This window comes from Streptomyces paludis, assembly GCF_003344965.1.
Classification (GTDB): domain Bacteria; phylum Actinomycetota; class Actinomycetes; order Streptomycetales; family Streptomycetaceae; genus Streptomyces; species Streptomyces paludis.
Map to the genome: position 1 here is coordinate 4113271 of NZ_CP031194.1, position 17705 is coordinate 4130975.

The 17705-nt window shown below is 71.7% G+C and carries 17 protein-coding genes; 11 read left to right on the plus strand and 6 right to left on the minus strand.

Annotation, left to right across the window (positions count from 1 at the left end; genetic code table 11):
- Positions 1–244: 244 nt before the first annotated feature.
- Positions 245–1324, minus strand: a complete 1080-nt coding sequence (locus DVK44_RS18220) for a phosphotransferase family protein (protein WP_114660606.1) — start codon at positions 1322–1324, stop codon at positions 245–247.
- 526 nt (positions 1325–1850) lie between these two features.
- Here DVK44_RS18220 and DVK44_RS18225 point away from each other — a divergent pair.
- The gene (locus DVK44_RS18225) at positions 1851–2171 is read left to right on the plus strand and encodes a hypothetical protein (RefSeq protein WP_114665246.1); all 321 of its coding nucleotides are present in this window, start codon (positions 1851–1853) and stop codon (positions 2169–2171) included.
- 209 nt (positions 2172–2380) lie between these two features.
- On the opposite strand, the gene tpx is transcribed toward DVK44_RS18225, so the two are convergent.
- The 4 genes from tpx to DVK44_RS18245 form a co-directional block, all read right to left on the minus strand.
- On the minus strand, positions 2381–2884 hold the full coding sequence (gene tpx / locus DVK44_RS18230) for a thiol peroxidase (RefSeq protein WP_114660607.1): 504 nt from the start codon (positions 2882–2884) through the stop codon (positions 2381–2383).
- Positions 2885–3100: 216 nt separating this feature from the next.
- The gene (locus DVK44_RS18235; protein ID WP_114660608.1) at positions 3101–3571 is read right to left on the minus strand and encodes a hypothetical protein; all 471 of its coding nucleotides are present in this window, start codon (positions 3569–3571) and stop codon (positions 3101–3103) included.
- A gap of 99 nt (positions 3572–3670) precedes the next feature.
- Entirely contained in the window at positions 3671–4273 is a 603-nt protein-coding gene (locus DVK44_RS37920; protein ID WP_408055332.1) for an eCIS core domain-containing protein, read from the minus strand.
- A 277-nt stretch (positions 4274–4550) separates the two neighbouring features.
- On the minus strand, positions 4551–5708 hold the full coding sequence (locus DVK44_RS18245) for a pyridoxal phosphate-dependent aminotransferase (protein ID WP_228447234.1): 1158 nt from the start codon (positions 5706–5708) through the stop codon (positions 4551–4553).
- A gap of 1078 nt (positions 5709–6786) precedes the next feature.
- Between DVK44_RS18245 and DVK44_RS18255 the strand changes: the two genes are divergently transcribed.
- The 6 genes from DVK44_RS18255 (at position 6787) to fbaA (ending at position 12974) form a co-directional block, all read left to right on the plus strand.
- Positions 6787–7305: a DUF2617 family protein gene (locus tag DVK44_RS18255; RefSeq protein WP_114660611.1), complete on the plus strand. Its 519-nt coding sequence runs from the start codon at positions 6787–6789 to the stop codon at positions 7303–7305.
- A gap of 117 nt (positions 7306–7422) precedes the next feature.
- Complete coding sequence (locus tag DVK44_RS18260) at positions 7423–9162, plus strand: spermidine synthase (RefSeq protein WP_408055403.1); 1740 nt, start codon at positions 7423–7425, stop codon at positions 9160–9162.
- Positions 9163–9350: 188 nt separating this feature from the next.
- Positions 9351–10286, plus strand: coding sequence for an SRPBCC domain-containing protein (locus DVK44_RS18265; protein WP_114660612.1), 936 nt, complete (start codon positions 9351–9353; stop codon positions 10284–10286).
- Positions 10287–10295: 9 nt separating this feature from the next.
- The gene (locus DVK44_RS18270) at positions 10296–11093 is read left to right on the plus strand and encodes an aldose epimerase family protein (RefSeq protein WP_114660613.1); all 798 of its coding nucleotides are present in this window, start codon (positions 10296–10298) and stop codon (positions 11091–11093) included.
- Between the two features lie 108 nt (positions 11094–11201).
- Positions 11202–11741, plus strand: coding sequence for an orotate phosphoribosyltransferase (pyrE, locus tag DVK44_RS18275; RefSeq protein ID WP_114665248.1), 540 nt, complete (start codon positions 11202–11204; stop codon positions 11739–11741).
- A 201-nt stretch (positions 11742–11942) separates the two neighbouring features.
- On the plus strand, positions 11943–12974 hold the full coding sequence (gene fbaA, locus DVK44_RS18280; RefSeq protein ID WP_114660614.1) for a class II fructose-bisphosphate aldolase: 1032 nt from the start codon (positions 11943–11945) through the stop codon (positions 12972–12974).
- Between the two features lie 87 nt (positions 12975–13061).
- Here the strand turns inward: fbaA and DVK44_RS18285 are convergent, their stop codons facing one another.
- Positions 13062–13901: a helix-turn-helix transcriptional regulator gene (locus DVK44_RS18285; RefSeq protein WP_228447235.1), complete on the minus strand. Its 840-nt coding sequence runs from the start codon at positions 13899–13901 to the stop codon at positions 13062–13064.
- A 49-nt stretch (positions 13902–13950) separates the two neighbouring features.
- Here DVK44_RS18285 and DVK44_RS18290 point away from each other — a divergent pair, with 49 nt between their 5' ends.
- The 4 genes from DVK44_RS18290 (at position 13951) to DVK44_RS18305 (ending at position 17574) form a co-directional block, all read left to right on the plus strand.
- Entirely contained in the window at positions 13951–14418 is a 468-nt protein-coding gene (locus tag DVK44_RS18290) for a DUF2000 domain-containing protein (protein ID WP_114660616.1), read from the plus strand.
- Positions 14419–14505: 87 nt separating this feature from the next.
- The gene (locus tag DVK44_RS18295) at positions 14506–16047 is read left to right on the plus strand and encodes a DHA2 family efflux MFS transporter permease subunit (protein ID WP_114660617.1); all 1542 of its coding nucleotides are present in this window, start codon (positions 14506–14508) and stop codon (positions 16045–16047) included.
- Positions 16048–16074: 27 nt separating this feature from the next.
- A complete protein-coding gene (locus DVK44_RS18300) occupies positions 16075–16488 on the plus strand; it encodes a DUF3151 domain-containing protein (RefSeq protein WP_114660618.1) in 414 nt (137 codons plus the stop codon).
- Between the two features lie 198 nt (positions 16489–16686).
- Entirely contained in the window at positions 16687–17574 is an 888-nt protein-coding gene (locus DVK44_RS18305) for a DUF3152 domain-containing protein (RefSeq protein ID WP_228447236.1), read from the plus strand.
- Positions 17575–17705 lie beyond the last annotated feature (131 nt).

Here is a 17705-nt window from a genome sequence, read left to right on the forward strand (position 1 = left end):
CACGACCACCCCACCGGGAACCCCCGTTCGATCGCCAAGCGAACCTTCCGGTAGAACAACGGCTTCTCAAGGGCGGAGCGCAGCGGAGTCGGCGTAGCCGACGCGACGGAGGAGCGCCCTTTACTCCTCCCCTGGAGGCGCGACACTGGCAGGAGGAGGGGCGGCCCGGCAGGCACCTGGCGTTCAGCTTCTCGCTCCCGTACACCCCGGTCTACCTCTTGGTACTGACCCGCAGCCGACGGCTCTAGGGACGTTGTGACGGGACCGGTTGGAGTGTGGGCCAGTGGGTGAGCATCGATTCGCGCAGGGTCCTGGCGAGCCGGCCCAGTTCCTCAAGCTCGCTGCCGTTGGTGGCCATGCCGCCGATGACTCCGAGCCGGTGGACGAGCCGTTGCCGGGCCGTCGCCGTCCCCCATTGCCAGTCCTCGTGGGGGATCTTGGCCAGATGGTCGGTTGCCCCTCGGTACGTGCGCTGCACCAGCGCGTCGCCGCGAATCAGCCAGCCCGCGCACGCGTCGGTGAGGTTGCCACCGGCCTCTGTGCCCGTGGCGTGGCGCCAGGACGTGCGGTAGGCCGCCTCTGCCGCGTCCAGCAGCGGTTCGGCGGGAGCGGTGACGCACCAGCAGGTCGGAAAGCCGATCCGTAGGTAGGCGAGTTCCATGAGGCCGTCGCCGAGTGCGGCCTGTTCGAAGTCGATGAACCTGATGCCGCCGCCCGCGCTGCTGGTGTGCAAGTCGTTGCCGGGGCAAGGGTCTCCGTGCAGCAGGGCGGGCCGGCCCGGTGGCCGCGCCAGGCGGTCGACGAGGTCGGCCAGTGCGGTCCGTACTCCGGAGGACACCGAACAGCCGAGCGTCCGGGCCAGCCCGAGGAAGGACTCGACGTCCTCGTGGGTGGGGCCGGACCACTGGGGGAGGACCGTGGTGGCGGCGGTTGTGGCCGTGGTTGTGGCCTTGGCTGTCGTCGTGGCGGGGGTGTTCGCGGCGTGGAGCCGGGCCAGTGCTTCGGCGTAGTCGACCACCCAGTCGTCGGCCGGTGGCCGGTGTTCCACGTACTCCAGGACCAGCATCCGCTCGACGGGGTCGGTCCCGAGGAGCGTGGGTACGACCGGCGGCTCCACCCTGGACGCCAGCCGCAGCGCAGTCGCCTCGCGCGCGTACCTGTCGGCCGCCTCCGGCCCCTCGATGAGCTGCTTGACCACGACCGGTGTGCCCGACAGCTCGGCCTGCCAGACCCGTGATCGCGGGCTGCTGGTCAGCCGTCGAGCGTTGCGCGGCGAACCCAGCTCGGCCCGCAGCTTCTCACTGAACAGCAGTGGTGACTCCATGGAGCGATTATCCGGCGGGGCGGGGCGGGGCCGAAAGCTATTCGAGAGCTGCGGGCGCTGGTCGAGAATCGTGGCTTCCGGCGCCTTGCGTCCTTCTGGGATTCGCGTGAATTCGGCTTTTCTGTAAGGGAGTTGACGAAACGAGTTGAACTCGGGTGCAGGGAAATGAGGGAGTTGACCGGTGGGCAGCGGTGAGGCCCGCACGGTGCAGCAGTTGGGGCCGGGGGCTGATCGTGCGGCTCGTGTGGGCCGTTACGCGGTGCGCGGTGTTCGGGCTGGGTATGTGGTGGGGCCTGTTTAGGTAGTTCTCCGCGCCGGTAAGGTGCTTGAGCCGTCGTCGGCGGCGTGCTGACGGGCGCGCTCGTGCGATGCCACGGTTGGCATTGTTCGGGCAGCGCATTTATGCGTGGCAGCGTGGGGAGACGTTCCTTTCCGCGCGGTTGCGAGCGGACGAAGACGCCTTGTACGCAAGGATTTTCGGTTCTGTTCCGCAGGGAGAAGGACGTCGAGGATGACAAGAGCGACGATGGTTCTGCTGTCGGCCACGGATTGCCGTTACTGCGAGGCGTGTTGGGTCAATCCCGTCGCGCGGGCGCGGATGAGGGTGGCGGTCGACGAGGGGGAAGGCGTGCGGGATCTGCTGTGCGTGCGTTGCGCGCAGGGGAATTTCTCCCGACGGGTCGATCTCTTCCCGCCGTTCGGAATCTACCGGCTCACCTGCCGCATGGTGCCGCTGTGCAACGGCAAGCACGGAAAGCCGGGGCCGCCGAAGATGCCGCCCGACCAGGGGCCCGCGCTACCGCCCGGCCCCAAGCCGCAGAGCCCGCCCGGGACTCCGCCGGTGTAGTCGCCGTCCGGCCGTATCCCCAGGGCCCGGGCCAGGGGCCTGAACCTGGGCCCGGACCCGGGCCCAGGCCGGGAACCGGCCCCCGCCTCGCCCCCGTACGGCACGCGCCCCCGTACGGCACGCGCCCCCGTACGGCACGCGCCCCCGTGCCGCCGGGGGGCGGCGGGGGCGGCCGCCCGTCGTGGGCCGTAACGGGGGCGCGGGTGGGGTTACTTGAGGGCGGCGAGGGCGGCCTCGTAGTTGGGCTCCTCGGTGATCTCTTCGACCAGCTCGGTGTAGATGACCTTGTCGTTCTCGTCGAGGACGATCACGGCGCGGGCCGCCAGGCCGGCGAGGGGGCCCTCGGCCAGGTCGACGCCGTAGTTCTCGACGAACGCGCGGCTGCGGAAGGTGGAGAGGGTCTTGACGTTCTCCAGGCCCTCGGCGCCGCAGAACCGGCCCTGGGCGAACGGCAGGTCCGCCGAGACGCAGAGCACCGCGGTGTTCTCCAGGCCGGCCGCCACCTCGTTGAACTTACGGACCGACGCGGCGCAGGTGCCCGTGTCGACGCTCGGGAAGATGTTGAGGACCTTCCGCTGTCCGGCGAAGGTCTCCAGCGTCGCCGTCGAGAGGTCGCCCGCCACCAGGTCGAAGGCGGGGGCCTCGGAGCCGACCTTGGGGAAGTCGCCGTTGACGTTGACGGGGTTGCTCTTGAAATTGACGGTGCTCGGCATGTGATCCTCCGGGATACGGATACGGGAAACGGGAAACGGACTCTCTCCCCGACGCTACCGCCTTCGGATTTCATCCCGTGCCAAGGCTCCCGTGTCAAAGCTCCCGTGCTCAGGGCTCCCGTGCTCAGGGCTTCCGCGCCGGGGCTCCCGCCCCGACGCTCCCGCGCCGGTCCTTCGGCCGGCGCGGGAGAGGGTCGCAGTGGTGCTCAGCGGCACTCAGTAGTAGCGGGTGTGCCTTCCGCTGGAGCTGCCGCCACCGCCGTGGTACCCGCCGCCGTTCGAGTAGCGGTCGTTCCGGTACGGGTCATCCCGATCCCTTGTCGACAGGTGCTGCATTCCGCTGGAGATGATGTCGATATCGTCCCGGTCCATACCGTAGGAACCCCGCCCGCCGCTCCGGCCGCCCCACCCGTTCGTGTCGATGGTCATGTAACCCATGTTTTGGGTTATTTCGTCCACCGGGTCGTAGTCTCTCGTTGACAAGTGCCTCATACGGCTGGTGATGTCATCGACCGGGCCTTGGGGCCGGAAGGAGTAGAAGTCGCCGTCGATGATGTCTATGTCGCCCTCGTAGGTGTGTCTGACCATCGCCGTGGAGCCGAGGACCGTGGTCTGGAGGATGTTGGCGATGTTCCGGGCGGGGGCGGAGTGGGCGTCCACGGCGCGGCGCCCGGCGTTGCAGACCACCAGCCGCACTTCTCTGCCGCCCCCCGGCCGGAAGCCGGCATTGAGGACCGCGCGTGCCGCGCTGCTGCCACTGCCGATCTCCGAGCCGTGCCCGATGATTCAGAGGACTTCGCCTGGGCGTACGCCAGCCAGGTCGCTGCTCAGTCCGTAGCGATTCCTGAAGTTCTGCGCGAGCGCCACGGATTCGCCGGCGCCCGTCGCGATGTAGGCACTCCTGCGCTGGATGGGCGCCGCCGCCGTGGAGGCGGCGGAGGCGGGGTCGGAGGCGTTCTGTACGGCGTGGCTTTCCGTGACGTGCGCGTGTGCGTGCGCGTGCGCGTGCTGAGGATCCTGCGTGGCGCCGCCCGCGTCCGTACCGAGGGTGGGAGCCGGTCCGCGCATCACCCGCTGGGCGTTGGCCTCGGCCTCGCGCTCGAACCGGTCGGAAGGGTCGCTCACCCGCAGGCCGCTGCCGTTGTCCGTACCGGCCACGGGGCCCTGCCGCTGCTGGATGACATGGGTGAGTTCATGGGCGAGGGTGTGCTTGTCCCCGCCGCCCCGGCCGATGACGACATGGCTGCCGGACGTGTTACGCGCGCGCACCCAGCTCCGACGCGGAAGCCTGCGCGGCGCTGCCCGTGTGGAGGGTGTCTCCGTGTGGCCGCAGCCGGAGCCGTGCTCGTGCCGCTCCTCGGCCCACTGGTGGCCGGTCTGCCGCAGCATCTGGACGACCGCCGCGTTCCCGGCCGTGCTCTGGAGTCCGGGAATTCCGCGGGCGCTTTTGGATGCCGGACGGGCCGGAGCCGCGGGGCGGTGGCGACGAGCTGTCCCGGTTTCTGCTACGGACGCTTTGTCCTGTGCAGAAGCCATAGTTCTCCCTCAGCTTAGTGAGTCACCAAGTTCTAACTTGGGTCACTGGGTGCGGTCCAGGTAGGCAAGGGCAGACTCCGGCGCTTCAGGGGCAGCCCCCTCGTCCGGCCGGACTCCGCCTGCGGGACTCTCAGGCGGAGTCCCGCAAACCCCGCAGCCGCTCCGCCGCCTCGCGCAGCACCTCGTCCCGCTTGCAGAACGCGAAGCGCACGAACGGCGCGCCCTCCTTCTCGTGGTCGTAGAACACCGCGTTCGGGATGGCCACCACCCCGCAGCGCTCCGGCAGCGCGCGGCAGAAGGCGAAGCCGTCGGTCTCGCCCAGGGGGCGGATGTCGGTCGTGATGAAGTACGTGCCCGCCGGGCGGTAGACGTCGAAGCCCGCGGCGGTCAGCCCGTCCGCGAGGATGTCGCGCTTGACGCGCAGGTCCGCGCGCAGGGTGTCGAAGTAGCTGTCGGGCAGGCTCAGGGCCTCCGCGATCGCGTACTGGAACGGGCCGGAGGCCACGTACGTCAGGAACTGCTTCGCCGACCGTACGGCCGTGACCAGCGCCGGTACGCCGGTGACCCAGCCGACCTTCCAGCCGGTGAACGAGAACGTCTTGCCGGCGCTGCTGATCGTCAGCGTCCGCTCGCGCATGCCGGGGAAGGACGCGAGGGGGAGGTGCTCGCCGTCGAGGACGAGGTGCTCGTAGACCTCGTCCGTGACGACGAGCAGATCGCGCTCGACGGCGAGTTCCGCGACGGCGGCCAGTTCGGCGCGGGTGAGGACGGTGCCGGTGGGGTTGTGGGGGGTGTTGAGGAGGATGAGGCGGGTGCGGTCGGTGACGGCGTCCCGCAGTTCGTCCAGGTCGAGGTGGTACGCGCCGTCGCGGGGGCGCAGGGTGACCGGCACCCTGACCCCGCCCGCCATACCGATGCAGGCGGCGTACGAGTCGTAGTACGGCTCCAGGGCGATGACCTCGTCGCCGGGGCCGACGAGCGCGAGCAGCGTCGCGGCGATCGCCTCGGTGGCGCCGGCGGTGACCAGGATCTCGGTGTCGGGGTCGTACGTCAGGCCGTACCGCCGCCGCTGGTGGTCGGCCACGGCGGTACGCAGCTCGGGGACGCCGGGGCCCGGCGGGTACTGGTTGCCGCGGCCGTCGCGCAGGGCCCGGACCGCCGCCTCCCGTACGGATTCGGGGCCGTCGGTGTCGGGGAAGCCCTGGCCGAGGTTGATCGCACCGGTCCGCAGGGCGAGTGCCGACATCTCCGCGAAGATCGTGGTGCCGCCGAGCCATTCTTTCGTCATGGCGGCCATCCTGCGCCGAACCTCTGGAGTTGCTCAAGTCGGCTTTGGGCCCGCGGCGGCGCGGGGACAACCCACTCACGTACAGCGGGAAGCGGACGGAGCGGAAGCGGAAGCGGAAGCGGATACGGGGGCGGCGGGCGCGGGCGGGGGGCGTGCGCGACGCGGCGGGTGTGCGTGACACGGACGGTCTGCGCGACGTGGGGGCTTCTCGCTTCGGGGGAACGGAAGGACGGGGGAGAGCGACAGTGAGTGCGAACGGGGTGGTGGCTCTGCTGATCGCGATCGCGTTCGTCGGGGTCGTGTCGAGTCTGGGCAGCCGGGACAAGCGCAGGACCCGCCGCCGCCTGACCGCGGCGAGGCGGAGCACGGCGGGCACGGGTGCGGCCGACAAGAGCGCGGCCGGCGTGAGCGCGGCCGGCGTGAGCGCGGCGGGCGGGGGCGCGGCGGATCGTGTGCTGAACAAGGTCAACAAGGGTGGGCCGCGACGTCGCCCGCGGGGCGGGCGGTCGAGCGAGCGCAGCTGGTGGGCCACCGGTGGTGGCGGGGGCGTGTCGGGTGTCGCCGGCGGCGCCCCGGGCTGTGGAAGCGCAAGCTCCTCCGACGGCCACTCGGGCGGTCATTCGGGCGGTCACTCCGGTGGCCATTCCGGTGGCCACTCGTGCGGCGGAGGAGGCGGGCACTCGTCCTGCGGGGGCGGCGGGGGCTGCGGGGGCGGCGGAGGCGGCTGACACGGGGCAGTCGGTCCGTGGTGCCCGGCGGGGAGCAAATCCCGCCGGGCACCGTCGCGTTGGGCTTTCGGCGGTGGGCGAGTGCGCCGACGCGCGCCGTGAATGCACCTGTTTCTTGTGAACAGTTGAACTCTTGGGCCCCCGAGGGGATGGAAACCCCGCCAAGTTGGGTAAAAACACTGCGAGCGTCGCGTACCTCGTGATTCCCTCGTCGTTGAGAGCTTCCTGCCCTCGGGCCTCATATGGCACCGAGTCGGCGATCTCCCCCCACAAGTTCCCTCGCTCATTGTCCGGGACGTCCGACGTGACGCCTCCCGGTTCACCGTCAAGCGTGTTTGCGGAGCCGACCCATGCTCACCACCCTCAATACCGCCTACACCGACACCCGTGCCGCCGATCTGGCCTGGGCGTTGGGCCGGGGCCCCGTCCCGGCGCTGGCCGTCCTCGACCTCGATCTCGCCGGCGCCGGGGTCCAGCTGAGGCTGCTCGGCGCCTCCCACCAGGTGATTCTGGAGGAGGAGGGAGGCACCTGCTCCGAGACCGTCGCCTGCATCCCCGGCAGCAGCACGCCGCTGCCGCTCGGCGTGTCGAAGCGGGTGGGGGAGTGGGAGTACGAATTCGCCGCGCGCGTCGAGACGCTCTCGCACAGCTCGTTCGCGGGGCGCGCGCAGGAGCTGCTCGCGCTGGTCGCGGATCACCCGAACGGATTAGCCGGTACGTTCCCGGGCGACCCCAACGCGTTTACGGCGATGCTGGCGCAGCGCGACGAGGGGCAGGTGAGGTGGCGTACGTGGCACGCGTATCCACAGGAAGGCCGGCTCGTCGTGACGCGGACGCGCGTCGGCGTACGTATGCCTGCCGTGGCCTGATTACACCCGTGTGGGTGACAAACCGGAATGTATTCGTGACGTAGCGTTACGGGTGTGATCGAGCAGCAGTCCGCGTCTTCGCCGCCCCGGGATGGCGCGCGGCTGCCTCGGGGCCGGTTGCCGGGGTCGCGGTTTCGGTCGCGGTTTCGCTCACGGCTGGGCGATCGGGCCGCCGCCGCCCGCTTTCTGATCCTCACGGTGGTCTTCATCTGCTCGGCGTGCGGACTGGTGTACGAACTGGAGCTGGTCGCGCTCGCCTCGTATCTGATCGGTGATTCCGTCACCCAGGCGTCCGTCGTGCTGTCGGTCATGGTCTTCGCGATGGGCATCGGGTCGCTCTGCGCCAAGCGGCTGCGCTGCCGGGCCGCGTTCGGGTTCGGGCTGCTGGAGGCGGGTCTCGCGCTGCTCGGCGGCTGCTCGGCCCTCGTGCTGTACGCGGCGTTCGCGTGGACGGGCGAGGCGCGGTACACGCTGGTGGGGTTCTCGCTGGCCATCGGCGGGCTCATCGGCGCGGAGATCCCGCTGCTGATGACGCTTATCCAGCGGTTCTCCCGGCAGGAGGTGGACGGGACCGTCGCGGATCTCTTCGCCGCGGACTACGTGGGCGCGCTCATCGGCGGGCTCGCCTTCCCGTTCCTGCTGCTGCCCCGGCTCGGGCAGTTGACGGGCGCACTGCTGACGGGCGCGGTGAACGTGGTGGCGGGCGGGGCGCTGGTCCTGTGCCTCTTCGGGCGCGATCTGACGCCGCGCTCGCGATGGGTGCTGGTGGTCGTGAACCTGCTGGTGCTGGCCGCGCTCGCCACGGCCGCCGTCCTGGTGGACGACTTCGAGCGGGCGGCGCGGCGCGCGGTGTACGGGGACGGGGTGCGGGTCGCCGTCCATACGGAGGTGCAGGAGGTCGTACTGACCGGGGGCGGTGCGGGGGGAGGGGCTGGTGGGGCCGGCAGATCCGGTGCGGCTGATGGATCCGTTGGGGCTGGTGGATCCGGTGCGGCTGGTGGTGCGGGGAAGGCCCGGGACGCGCCGGATGCCCGGGACGCGCCGCTGGAGTTGTATCTCGACGGGCGGCTGCGGGTCAGCGCGCGCGACGAGTTCCGCTACCACGAAGCGCTGGTGCACCCCGCGATGTCCGGGCCCCACGCGCGCGTGCTCATCCTCGGCGGCGGCGACGGGCTGGCCGCGCGCGAGGTGCTGCGGTACGGGGACGTGCGCTCGGTCACCGTGGTCGAGCTGGACCCGGGCGTCGTACGGCTGGCCCGTACGGACCCGGCGCTGTCGGCGCTCAACGGGCACGCGTACGACGATCCCCGGGTGCGGGTGGTGTACGGGGACGCGTTCAGCAGGCTGCGTTCGGAACGGGCGGGGCGATTGCGGCAGTCGGGGCGGGCACCGGCCGTGTACGACGTGGTGATCTGCGATCTGCCGAATCCCGGCATCACGCCCAGCACGAAGCTGTACTCGGAGGAGTTCTACGGTCTCGCCGCGCGCGTGCTCGCGGACGGCGGGCGGCTCGCGGTGCACTCGGGGTCGCCCACGGCCCGGCCGCGTACGTACTGGACGGTCGACGCGACCCTGCGCGCGGCCGGTTTCGGGACCAGCCCGTACCGGGTGGCGGGCCGGCCGCCCGGCTTCACGGCCGGGCCCGACCGGGCGAAGCACGGCGGGGCGGCCCCGGACGACTGGGGCTTCGAGCTGGCCCGCATGGGCGCGCGCCCACCCCTCGCGCTCGCCCCGGACGCGCCCGCGCTGCGGTCGCTGACGGCGTCCGCGCTGGCGGCGGGAGCACGGGAGGCGGCGCGGACGCGGGTGCCCGGGCTGGAACCGTCGACGCTGGTGCATCCGCGCTACGCGGAGTGAGGCGGCAGCGGCCGGGGTACGGGACGGGCGGGGTACGGGACCGGCGGGACGGGACCGGCGGGGCGGGCCTTCCGGCTCCCGGTCTTCGGCCCGGTCTTCCGGCTTCTGGCCTTCGGCTTTCCGGCCTCCCGTACGACCTGTGCCAAGAAGCTCCCCGCTCCGGCCGTACGGCACTACGCTCGGGTTCCATGGAGCTTGAGGTGTTCGTTCCGGTTTCGGCAGAGGCTCTTCGGCAGACGTTGCGGGACCCCGCCCGGGTCGCCCGCTGCGTTCCCGGGCTCCAACAGGACGCCCGGGACGGCGAGGCCGCCCCGGAGTCTTCGGTGGGCGCGCTGGCCGGACGTATGAAGGTGCGGATCGGCGGCCATACGATCACCTACCGCGGCGCGCTGACGCTCACCGAGCGGGACGGCGCCTTCGACGTGGCGGGCGAGGGCGTGGCGGTCCGGGGTACGGGCTCCGCCAAGTTCACGCTCGCGATCCGGGTGACGGACGCGCCCCAGGACGACGACGGCGCGAGCGGGGCGACGGTCGTTCTTACGGGGAGTACGCGGGCGGAGGGCCGGCTGGCGGAGCTGCCCGCCGAAACGGTCACGGCCGCCGCGAGCCGCCTGCTGGACCGTGTCGTCACGCGGCTGGCTGAGGAGGCCGCGGCCCTCGCCGCCGAAGACCCCGACGGGGCCGATGGTGCCGAAGACCCCGGTGGAGCGGACCCAGTGGACCCGGCGGACGGGCTGGGGGAACTGGCCGATCTGGCGGATCTCGAAGGGCTGGAACGGTTGGAGCGGCTGGAAGGTCTGGAAGGGCTGGAGCAACTGGGTGGATTCGACGGCCCCCAGGGCGAGACCGTCTACAGCACCGGGGACTTCCACCTCCCCGGCGGCCCCGGCACCCCCGGCGCCTCCTCCGACGAGCCGCCCGCCGAGGCCGCGCACGCGCGCCGCACCATGATCGGCCGCAGCGCCGAGGAGGTCGACCACGCCCCGCCGCGCGGCCGTTACGCACCGGTGCCCGCGCCCGACACCGTCGGCGGCGGAGGCACCATGCGCTGGATCGCGCCCGCCGCGGCGCTCGCGCTCGCTTCGGCCGTGGTGGTCGGGCGCGCCCTGCGGCGTCGCCGGTAATGTCGGAGTGTGAGTAGCAGCGAAGAGAGCATCCGACTGGCGGCGGGCGACGCCGAGTTGACCATCACCCCGGCGAACGGCTGCCGTATCAGCAGCCTGCGCGTCGGCGGTACCGAACTGCTGCGCCAAGGGGAGCGGTACGGCTGCTTCCCGATGGTGCCGTGGTGCGGACGGATCGGGAACGGGCAGTTCAGGAACGGCGGCGAGCAGCATCAGATGCCGCTCAACTCCCCGCCGCACGCCATCCACGGCACCGGCCGCAACACCGCCTGGAGCACCGTACGCGCGGACAAGAGCGAGGCGGTGTTCTCGTACGACCTGGCCGCCCCGTGGCCGTACAGCGGCCGGGTCACCCAGATCTTCGAGCTGACCGAGGACGGGCTGACGCTGACTCTCGGCGTAGAGGCGTCCGACACGTCCTTCCCGGCGCAGGCCGGCTGGCACCCCTGGTTCCAGCGCAGTCTGGCGGGCGGGCGCGAGGTGGAGATCGACTTCTCGCCCGGGTGGCAGGAGGAGCGCGGTGACGACCATCTGCCGACCGGCCGCAGGATCACGCCGCTCCCCGGGCCGTGGGACGACTGCTTCGGGATGCCGGACGGCGTGGATGTGAAGCTCACCTGGCCGGAGCAGCTGGAGCTGACGGTCAAGAGCCGCGCCGAGTGGGTGGTGGTCTACGACGAGCAGGCGGAGGCGGTCTGTGTGGAGCCGCAGTCGGGCCCGCCGAACGGGCTCAACACGCTGCCCCGGCTCGTCACGAAGATCGACCCGCTGGAGATCGCGTCGACATGGAGCTGGCGACGCCTCTGAGGGAGCTGCGACGCCTCCGAGGAGCGCCGGCGACGGCTCCGGGAGGCGCGGCGCGGTCGGTGGCGGGGTGTGGAGGGGTGCTCCCCGGGCGGACGTAAGCTCATGGCCATGACTGACGTACGGGCTGAGCTGCTCCAGCTGATCAAGGACAAGGCCGTGGTGCACGGCAAGGTGACCCTCTCCTCGGGCCTGGAGGCCGACTGGTACACCGACCTCCGCCGGATCACGCTGGACGGCCACGCCGCGCCGCTGGTCGGGCAGGTCATGCTCGACGCCACCGCCGAGCTGGACTTCGACTGTGTCGGCGGGCTGACGCTGGGCGCCGACCCGGTCGCGACGTCGATGCTGCACGCCTCCGCCGCGCGCGGGAAGCGCCTCGACGCGTTCGTCGTCCGCAAGGCGCAGAAGACGCACGGCCTCCAGCGCCGGATCGAGGGCACGGACGTCAAGGGCCGCCGCTGCCTGGTGGTCGAGGACACCTCGACCACGGGCGGCTCGCCGCTGACCGCGGTGGAGGCGGTACGGGAGGCGGGCGGCGAGGTCGTCGCGGTCGCGGTCATCGTGGAGCGGGGCGCGGCGCCGGCGATCGCGGAGGCGGGGCTTCCGTACCTCAATGTGTACGGGCTCGACGAGCTGGGTCTCGACTGACGGTCGGGCGACAGCCCCGTATCGGTCTCTGAACTGCGGCTTCTTCCCGTATTCCGGCTGTTTCACGTGAAACAGCCAGGACCACCGTGGAGCCCGCGGAGGAGTCTGGAAAGATGGGGGCGACGATGACGTCGCCACCGGGGGATGCCCCCTAGGTCAGGGACAAGCACCTCATACCCGCACATCACAAGGAGCGGCCCGATGCCCATCGCAACCCCAGACGTCTACAACGAGATGCTCGACCGGGCCAAGGCAGGCAAGTTCGCCTACCCGGCCATCAATGTCACCTCGTCCCAGACCCTGCACGCTGCGCTGCGCGGCTTCGCGGAGGCCGAGAGCGACGGCATCATCCAGATGTCCACGGGTGGTGCGGAGTTCCTCGGCGGCCAGTACAACAAGGACATGGTGACCGGCGCGGTCGCGCTCGCCGAGTTCGCGCACATCGTCGCCGCCAAGTACGACATCACCGTCGCGCTGCACACCGACCACTGCCCCAAGGACAAGCTGGACGGCTATGTCCGGCCGCTGCTCGACATCTCCGCCGAGCGTGTGAAGGCCGGCCGTAACCCGCTCTTCCAGTCGCACATGTGGGATGGCTCCGCCGAGACCCTGGCCGACAACCTCGCCATCGGTGAGGAGCTGCTCGCCAAGGCCGCCGCCGCGAAGATCATCCTTGAGGTCGAGATCACCCCGACCGGTGGCGAGGAGGACGGCGTCACCCACGAGATCAACGACGAGCTGTACACCACCGTCGATGACGCGCTGCGCACCGCCGAGGCCCTCGGCCTGGGCGAGAAGGGCCGCTACCTGCTGGCCGCGTCCTTCGGCAACGTCCACGGCGTCTACAAGCCGGGCAATGTCGTGCTCCGCCCCGAGCTGCTCAAGGACCTTCAGGAGGGCGTCGGTTCGAAGTACGGCAAGCCCGCCGGCAGCCAGCCCTTCGACTTCGTCTTCCACGGCGGCTCCGGCTCCACGGCCGAGGAGATCGCCACCGCGCTGGAGAACGGCGTCGTGAAGATGAACCTCGACACCGACACCCAGTACGCCTTCACCCGCCCCGTTGTGGACCACGTGTTCCGCAACTACGACGGCGTGCTGAAGGTCGACGGCGAGGTCGGCTCCAAGAAGACCTATGACCCCCGCACCTGGGGCAAGCTGGCCGAGGCCGGCATGGCCCAGCGCGTCACAGAGGCGTGCGCGGCGCTCCGTTCCACGGGCACCAAGCTCAAGTAGTGCGGCAGATCAAGTAGTGCGGCAGCCGGGCCCGTAGGGCTCGCTCCGTGGGTGCGCCGGTCCGCTGTTGAGCGGGCCGGCGCTGTTTTATGCGCGCGCGGCTTCTCCGGTGCTTCGGGTTCTGGTGCGGGCGGTACGGGCCGCGTACCGGCCGGGGGTGGTGCCCACGATGCGCTTGAAGTGCCGGGTGAGGTGGGACTGGTCGTAGAAGCCGGCCGCGCTCGCCACCTCGCCCGCCGGCTGTCCGTCGAGCAGCAGCCGGCGCGCCAGGCCGACGCGGCGGGACATCAGGTACTGGTGCGGGGCGATCCCGAAGGCGCCACTGAAGGCCCGTACGAGATGCGCGGGGTGGGCGTGGACCAGACGCGCGGCCTCCTCCAGGGCGATGCCGTCGAGCAGCCGCTCGTCGAGAAGGTCCCGCAGGCCCCGGGCGATACCGGCGCCCGCGGGCGCCGGGCCGCCGAAGTCCGGCCGCGGGCGCAGATGCGCGCGCAGCCGCTCGCTGATGAGGGCGAGCCTGCTCTCCGCCTCGAACTCGTCGCCCGGCTCCGCGAGAGCTGTGTGCAGTTGTCCGACGCGCTGGCGCAGCACGGGATCGGTGAGGTCCGGGCCGGCCACCGCGGGCCCGATGAAGCGCTCGTCCAGCTGCGTCATGTCGAGGTAGATCACGCGCTTGCGGAAGCCGTCCGGGGTGGCGGGCGACCCGTTGTGCGGGACCTGCGGCGGGAGCAGACTCACGGTGTCGCGCGGGGTGGCGCGCTCGTAGCGGTCCAGGTCGTAGCGGACCGTGCCGTCGTCGACGATCAGCAGGGTCCAGGAGTCATGGACATGCATGGGGTACGCGTGCTCGGTGAAGTGGGCGTGGAAGACCTCCACGACACCCGCGACCCGCGGGCGCCAGGCGGAGATCTCCGGCCGAGGCGTCACGCATAAAACGTACAAGACGGGACGGGTGCGTGCGCGGGAGTCTCGACGCATGAGAGATGACCCGAGAGATGACCCGAGAGACGACCCGAGAGATCAGGACGCGCCGGTGCGCTTCGACACCAAGATCGCCGTCCTGCTGCGCGACGACCTGGAGTCCTGGCAGCGGCTGAATGTGACCGCCTTCCTGGTCAGCGGGCTCGGTACGACGGTCCCCGAGGTGATCGGCGAGCCGTACGCGGACGCCGACGACACCGCGTATCTGCCGATGTTCCGCCAGCCCGTGCTGGTCTTCGAGGGGGCGAAGGAGACGCTGACCGCCGCGCACGGACGCGCGCTGTCCCGTGCGCTGCCGAGGGCCGTGTTCACGTCGGATCTGTTCGGCACGGGCAACGACCGGGACAACCGGGCGGCGGTGCGGGCCGTGGGCAAGGATCAGCTCGACCTTGTGGGGCTGGCTGTTTACGGGCCGCGCAACGCGGTGGACAAGGTCCTCAAGGGGGCGCGGATGCACCACTGAGACGTGTCCTTCCTCCCTCGGCGGTGTCTCTGGGCCGACTGCTGCCGTCCGCTCGCTGCCCGTTCGAAGGGCGGGGATGATTCCCGTATGGAGATCAGGCTGGCCTCGGGGCGGGGGCGCTGGGTGGTTTTCACCACGGTCCTCGGGTCGAGCATGGCGTTGCTGGACTCGACCGTGGTCAATGTGGCGCTGCCGCACATCGGGGCGTCGCTCAACGCGGATCTGGCCGTGCTCCAGTGGACCGTGAACGCCTACATGCTGACGCTGGCCGGGCTGATTCTGCTCGGCGGGGCGCTGGGGGACCGCTACGGGCGGCGGCGGGTGTTCGTGGTGGGGGTGGTGTGGTTCGCGGCGGGGTCGCTGCTGTGCGGGGTGGCGCCCGGGGCGGCGGTGCTGATCGTGGCCCGCGCCGTGCAGGGGGTGGGCGGGGCGCTGCTGGTGCCGGGGTCGCTGGCGATCATTCAGGCGAGCTTCCACCCGGACGACCGGGCGCGGGCCGTCGGGCTCTGGTCGGGGCTCGGCGGGGTCGGGGCGGCCGTCGGGCCGTTCCTGGGCGGCTGGCTGGTCGACGGGCCCGGCTGGCGGTGGGTGTTCCTGATCAATGTGCCGCTGGCCGCGCTGTGTGTGCCGGTGGCGCTGCGGCACGTACCGGAGACCAGGGACCCGGCGGCGCACGGTCGGTTCGACGCGCTGGGAGCCGGGCTGGGGGCGGTGGCGCTGGCGCTCGTCACGTACGCGCTCATCGGGCGGGTGTGGTGGGCGGGGCTGCTGGGCGTGCTGGTGGCGGTCGGTTTCGTACGGGTGGAACGGCGTCGGCCGGATCCGATGCTGCCGCTGTCGATCTTCCGGTCCCGGCTGTTCACCTCGGTCAATCTGGTCACGCTCTGCGTGTACGCGGCGTTCGGCGGGTTCTTCTTCCTCGCCGCGCTCCAGCTCCAGGTCGTCGTGGGCTACTCGGCGCTCGGCGCGGGCGCGGCGCTGCTGCCGACGACGGTGCTGATGCTGCTGCTGTCCGCGCGGTCCGGCGCGCTGGCCGAGCGCATCGGGCCGCGTATCCCGCTGACCGTCGGCCCGCTGCTGTGCGCCGCCGGGATGCTGCTGATGCTGCGCGTGGGCGAGCACGCCACGTATCTCACGGATGTGCTGCCCGCGCTGGTGGTCATGGGGGCGGGGATGGTCTCGCTGGTCGCGCCGCTGACGGCGACCGTGCTCGGCTCCGTGGACACCGCGCGCGCCGGGCTGGCCAGCGGCATCAACAACGCCGCCGCCCGCGCGGCCGGGCTGCTCGCGGTGGCCGCGCTGCCGCTGCTGGCGGGCATGGGCCCGGAGGCGTACCGCTCGGCGGCGGAGTTCGGCGCCACGTTCCGGCGGGCGATGCCGATGTGCGCGGGGGTGCTGGTGCTGGGCGCGCTGATCGCCTGGACGACGGTACGTACCCCGGCCGGGGCGCCGGGTGAGACCCCCGTCCGGGCGCCGGCCGAGGTCCCGGCCGTAGCGGAAGGTACGGCGTCGGTCCGGCCCGAGTGCCGCGTCCACTGCGGGCTGACGGCGCCGCCGCTGGAGCCGAGGACCACCGCGGGCCGCGCCGGGGGCGTTGGGGGAGACGGAAGCGACGGGGGCGGCGGGTGATCCGGCCGGGCAGGGCAGACTGTAGGTATGGCCATGCATGAAAACCTCCTGGGGGGACCTCCCCCCACTCAGCTGCCCGATGACCCCAAGCCCCGTGAGCTGCTCGCGAACGGTACGCCGCCCGCCGAGGTCGCCGCGGAGTATCCGACCTCCTCGCTCGCCTGGGCACAGCTCGCCGATGGCGCGTTCGAGGGCGGGCGGGTCGTCGAGTCGTACGCGTACGCGCGGACCGGATACCACCGCGGGCTCGACTCGTTGCGGCGCAGCGGCTGGAAGGGACACGGGCCCGTGCCGTGGGAGCACGAGCCGAACCGGGGCTTCCTGCGCGCGCTGCACGCGCTCGCCCGGGCCGCGCAGGCGATCGGTGAGGAGGCGGAGTACGAGCGCTGCGCGACGTTCCTGCGCGATTCCTCGCCGCTGGCGGCCGACACCCTCGGCTGACGCGCCGCGCCGCGCCGGCCGCTCGCGTCACATGAGCCGGTGCGGGCCGCTCACCCAGCGTGAGCTGCCCCGTTCCACCAGGTGCTCGTGAGTCTCGTCACTGCGTGAAAGTGGAACCGTACGAAGGCCCCGCCCGTATCCCTGGGCGCGGGCCTTCGCTTGTTCGATCGCGCGCACTGTCGAACAAGGAGACCGTTTGTGGGCCAGCGTGCTGTCACCCTCCAAGGCCGCCGTCGGCGTCGGCCCTCCGCGCCGCTGGCGGTGGTCGGGCTGGTGGTGGCCACCGCGGTGATAGGCGGCGGCGTCGCCCTCGCCTCCTGGCGGGACAGCGGGGGTGCCGGGAGCGCGGCTGGTGGTACGGGCGCCGATGCCGCTCCCGGGGCCGTCGTTCCGGCCCCCGGCGCGGGGGCGCCCGCGGCCTCGGCGCCGGCCTCGCCCTCCGTGGAGCCGCTGCCCACGCCCACTCCTACCCCGACCCCCACCCCCACGCCGACGCCCACCCCGACCCCCACCAGCGTTCCCGTCTCCGGGCCCGGCACCTTCACCACCGCGCGGGCGCAGGGCGACCGGACCGGCTCCGGGCCGCTGCGCCGCTACCTCGTACAGGTCGAGGACGGGATCGATGTCTCGGCCGCCGGGGCCGCCGAGGAGATCCAGCAGATCCTGGCCCATCCGCAGGGCTGGGCCGCGCACGGCCGGGGCTCCTTCCAGCTGGTCTCCCAGGAGGCCGCCGCCGACTTCATCATCCGGATCGCCACCCCCACCACCGCCGACAACCTCTGCGCCAAGGAGGGCCTCAACACCCGCGGTGAGCTGAACTGCGAGACCACCGAGGGCGTCGTGGTCAATCTGCGGCGCTGGATGCTCGGATCGCCGAAGTTCGACGGACCGCCGTCGGAGTACCGGCACCTGATCATCAACCACGAGGTCGGGCACGAGATCGGTATCCGCCAGCACATGGGCTGCGGCGGCCCCGGCAAGCTCGCGCCCGTAATGATGCAGCAGATCAAGGGCCTCGACGGGTGCCGGTCCAACGCGTGGCCGTACGACAAGGACGGGGAGTTCATCGAGGGTCCGATCGTCTGACGGCCCGACCCGGGGCGGGCGGCGGGCGCCGGGTATCTCCTGGGGCGTGAGGTGCTCGTGGGGCGACCGTCCTATGATGCGAGGAGGGGACCGGGGCTCCATAGCCAATCGGAAAGGGGCGGACCGCTACC

Excerpts from the sequence above, each read along its gene's own strand:
- DVK44_RS18220 (WP_114660606.1), bottom strand. The coding sequence starts at position 1,324 with ATGGAGTCACCACTGCTGTTCAGTGAGAAGCTGCGGGCCGAGCTGGGT.
- DVK44_RS18225 (WP_114665246.1), top strand. The coding sequence starts at position 1,851 with ATGGTTCTGCTGTCGGCCACGGATTGCCGTTACTGCGAGGCGTGTTGG.
- tpx (WP_114660607.1), bottom strand. The coding sequence starts at position 2,884 with ATGCCGAGCACCGTCAATTTCAAGAGCAACCCCGTCAACGTCAACGGC.
- DVK44_RS37920 (WP_408055332.1), bottom strand. The coding sequence starts at position 4,273 with ATGCTGCGGCAGACCGGCCACCAGTGGGCCGAGGAGCGGCACGAGCAC.
- DVK44_RS18245 (WP_228447234.1), bottom strand. The coding sequence starts at position 5,708 with ATGACGAAAGAATGGCTCGGCGGCACCACGATCTTCGCGGAGATGTCG.
- DVK44_RS18255 (WP_114660611.1), top strand. The coding sequence starts at position 6,787 with ATGCTCACCACCCTCAATACCGCCTACACCGACACCCGTGCCGCCGAT.
- DVK44_RS18265 (WP_114660612.1), top strand. The coding sequence starts at position 9,351 with ATGGAGCTTGAGGTGTTCGTTCCGGTTTCGGCAGAGGCTCTTCGGCAG.
- pyrE (WP_114665248.1), top strand. The coding sequence starts at position 11,202 with ATGACTGACGTACGGGCTGAGCTGCTCCAGCTGATCAAGGACAAGGCC.
- fbaA (WP_114660614.1), top strand. The coding sequence starts at position 11,943 with ATGCCCATCGCAACCCCAGACGTCTACAACGAGATGCTCGACCGGGCC.
- DVK44_RS18290 (WP_114660616.1), top strand. The coding sequence starts at position 13,951 with ATGAGAGATGACCCGAGAGATGACCCGAGAGACGACCCGAGAGATCAG.
- DVK44_RS18295 (WP_114660617.1), top strand. The coding sequence starts at position 14,506 with ATGGAGATCAGGCTGGCCTCGGGGCGGGGGCGCTGGGTGGTTTTCACC.
- DVK44_RS18300 (WP_114660618.1), top strand. The coding sequence starts at position 16,075 with ATGGCCATGCATGAAAACCTCCTGGGGGGACCTCCCCCCACTCAGCTG.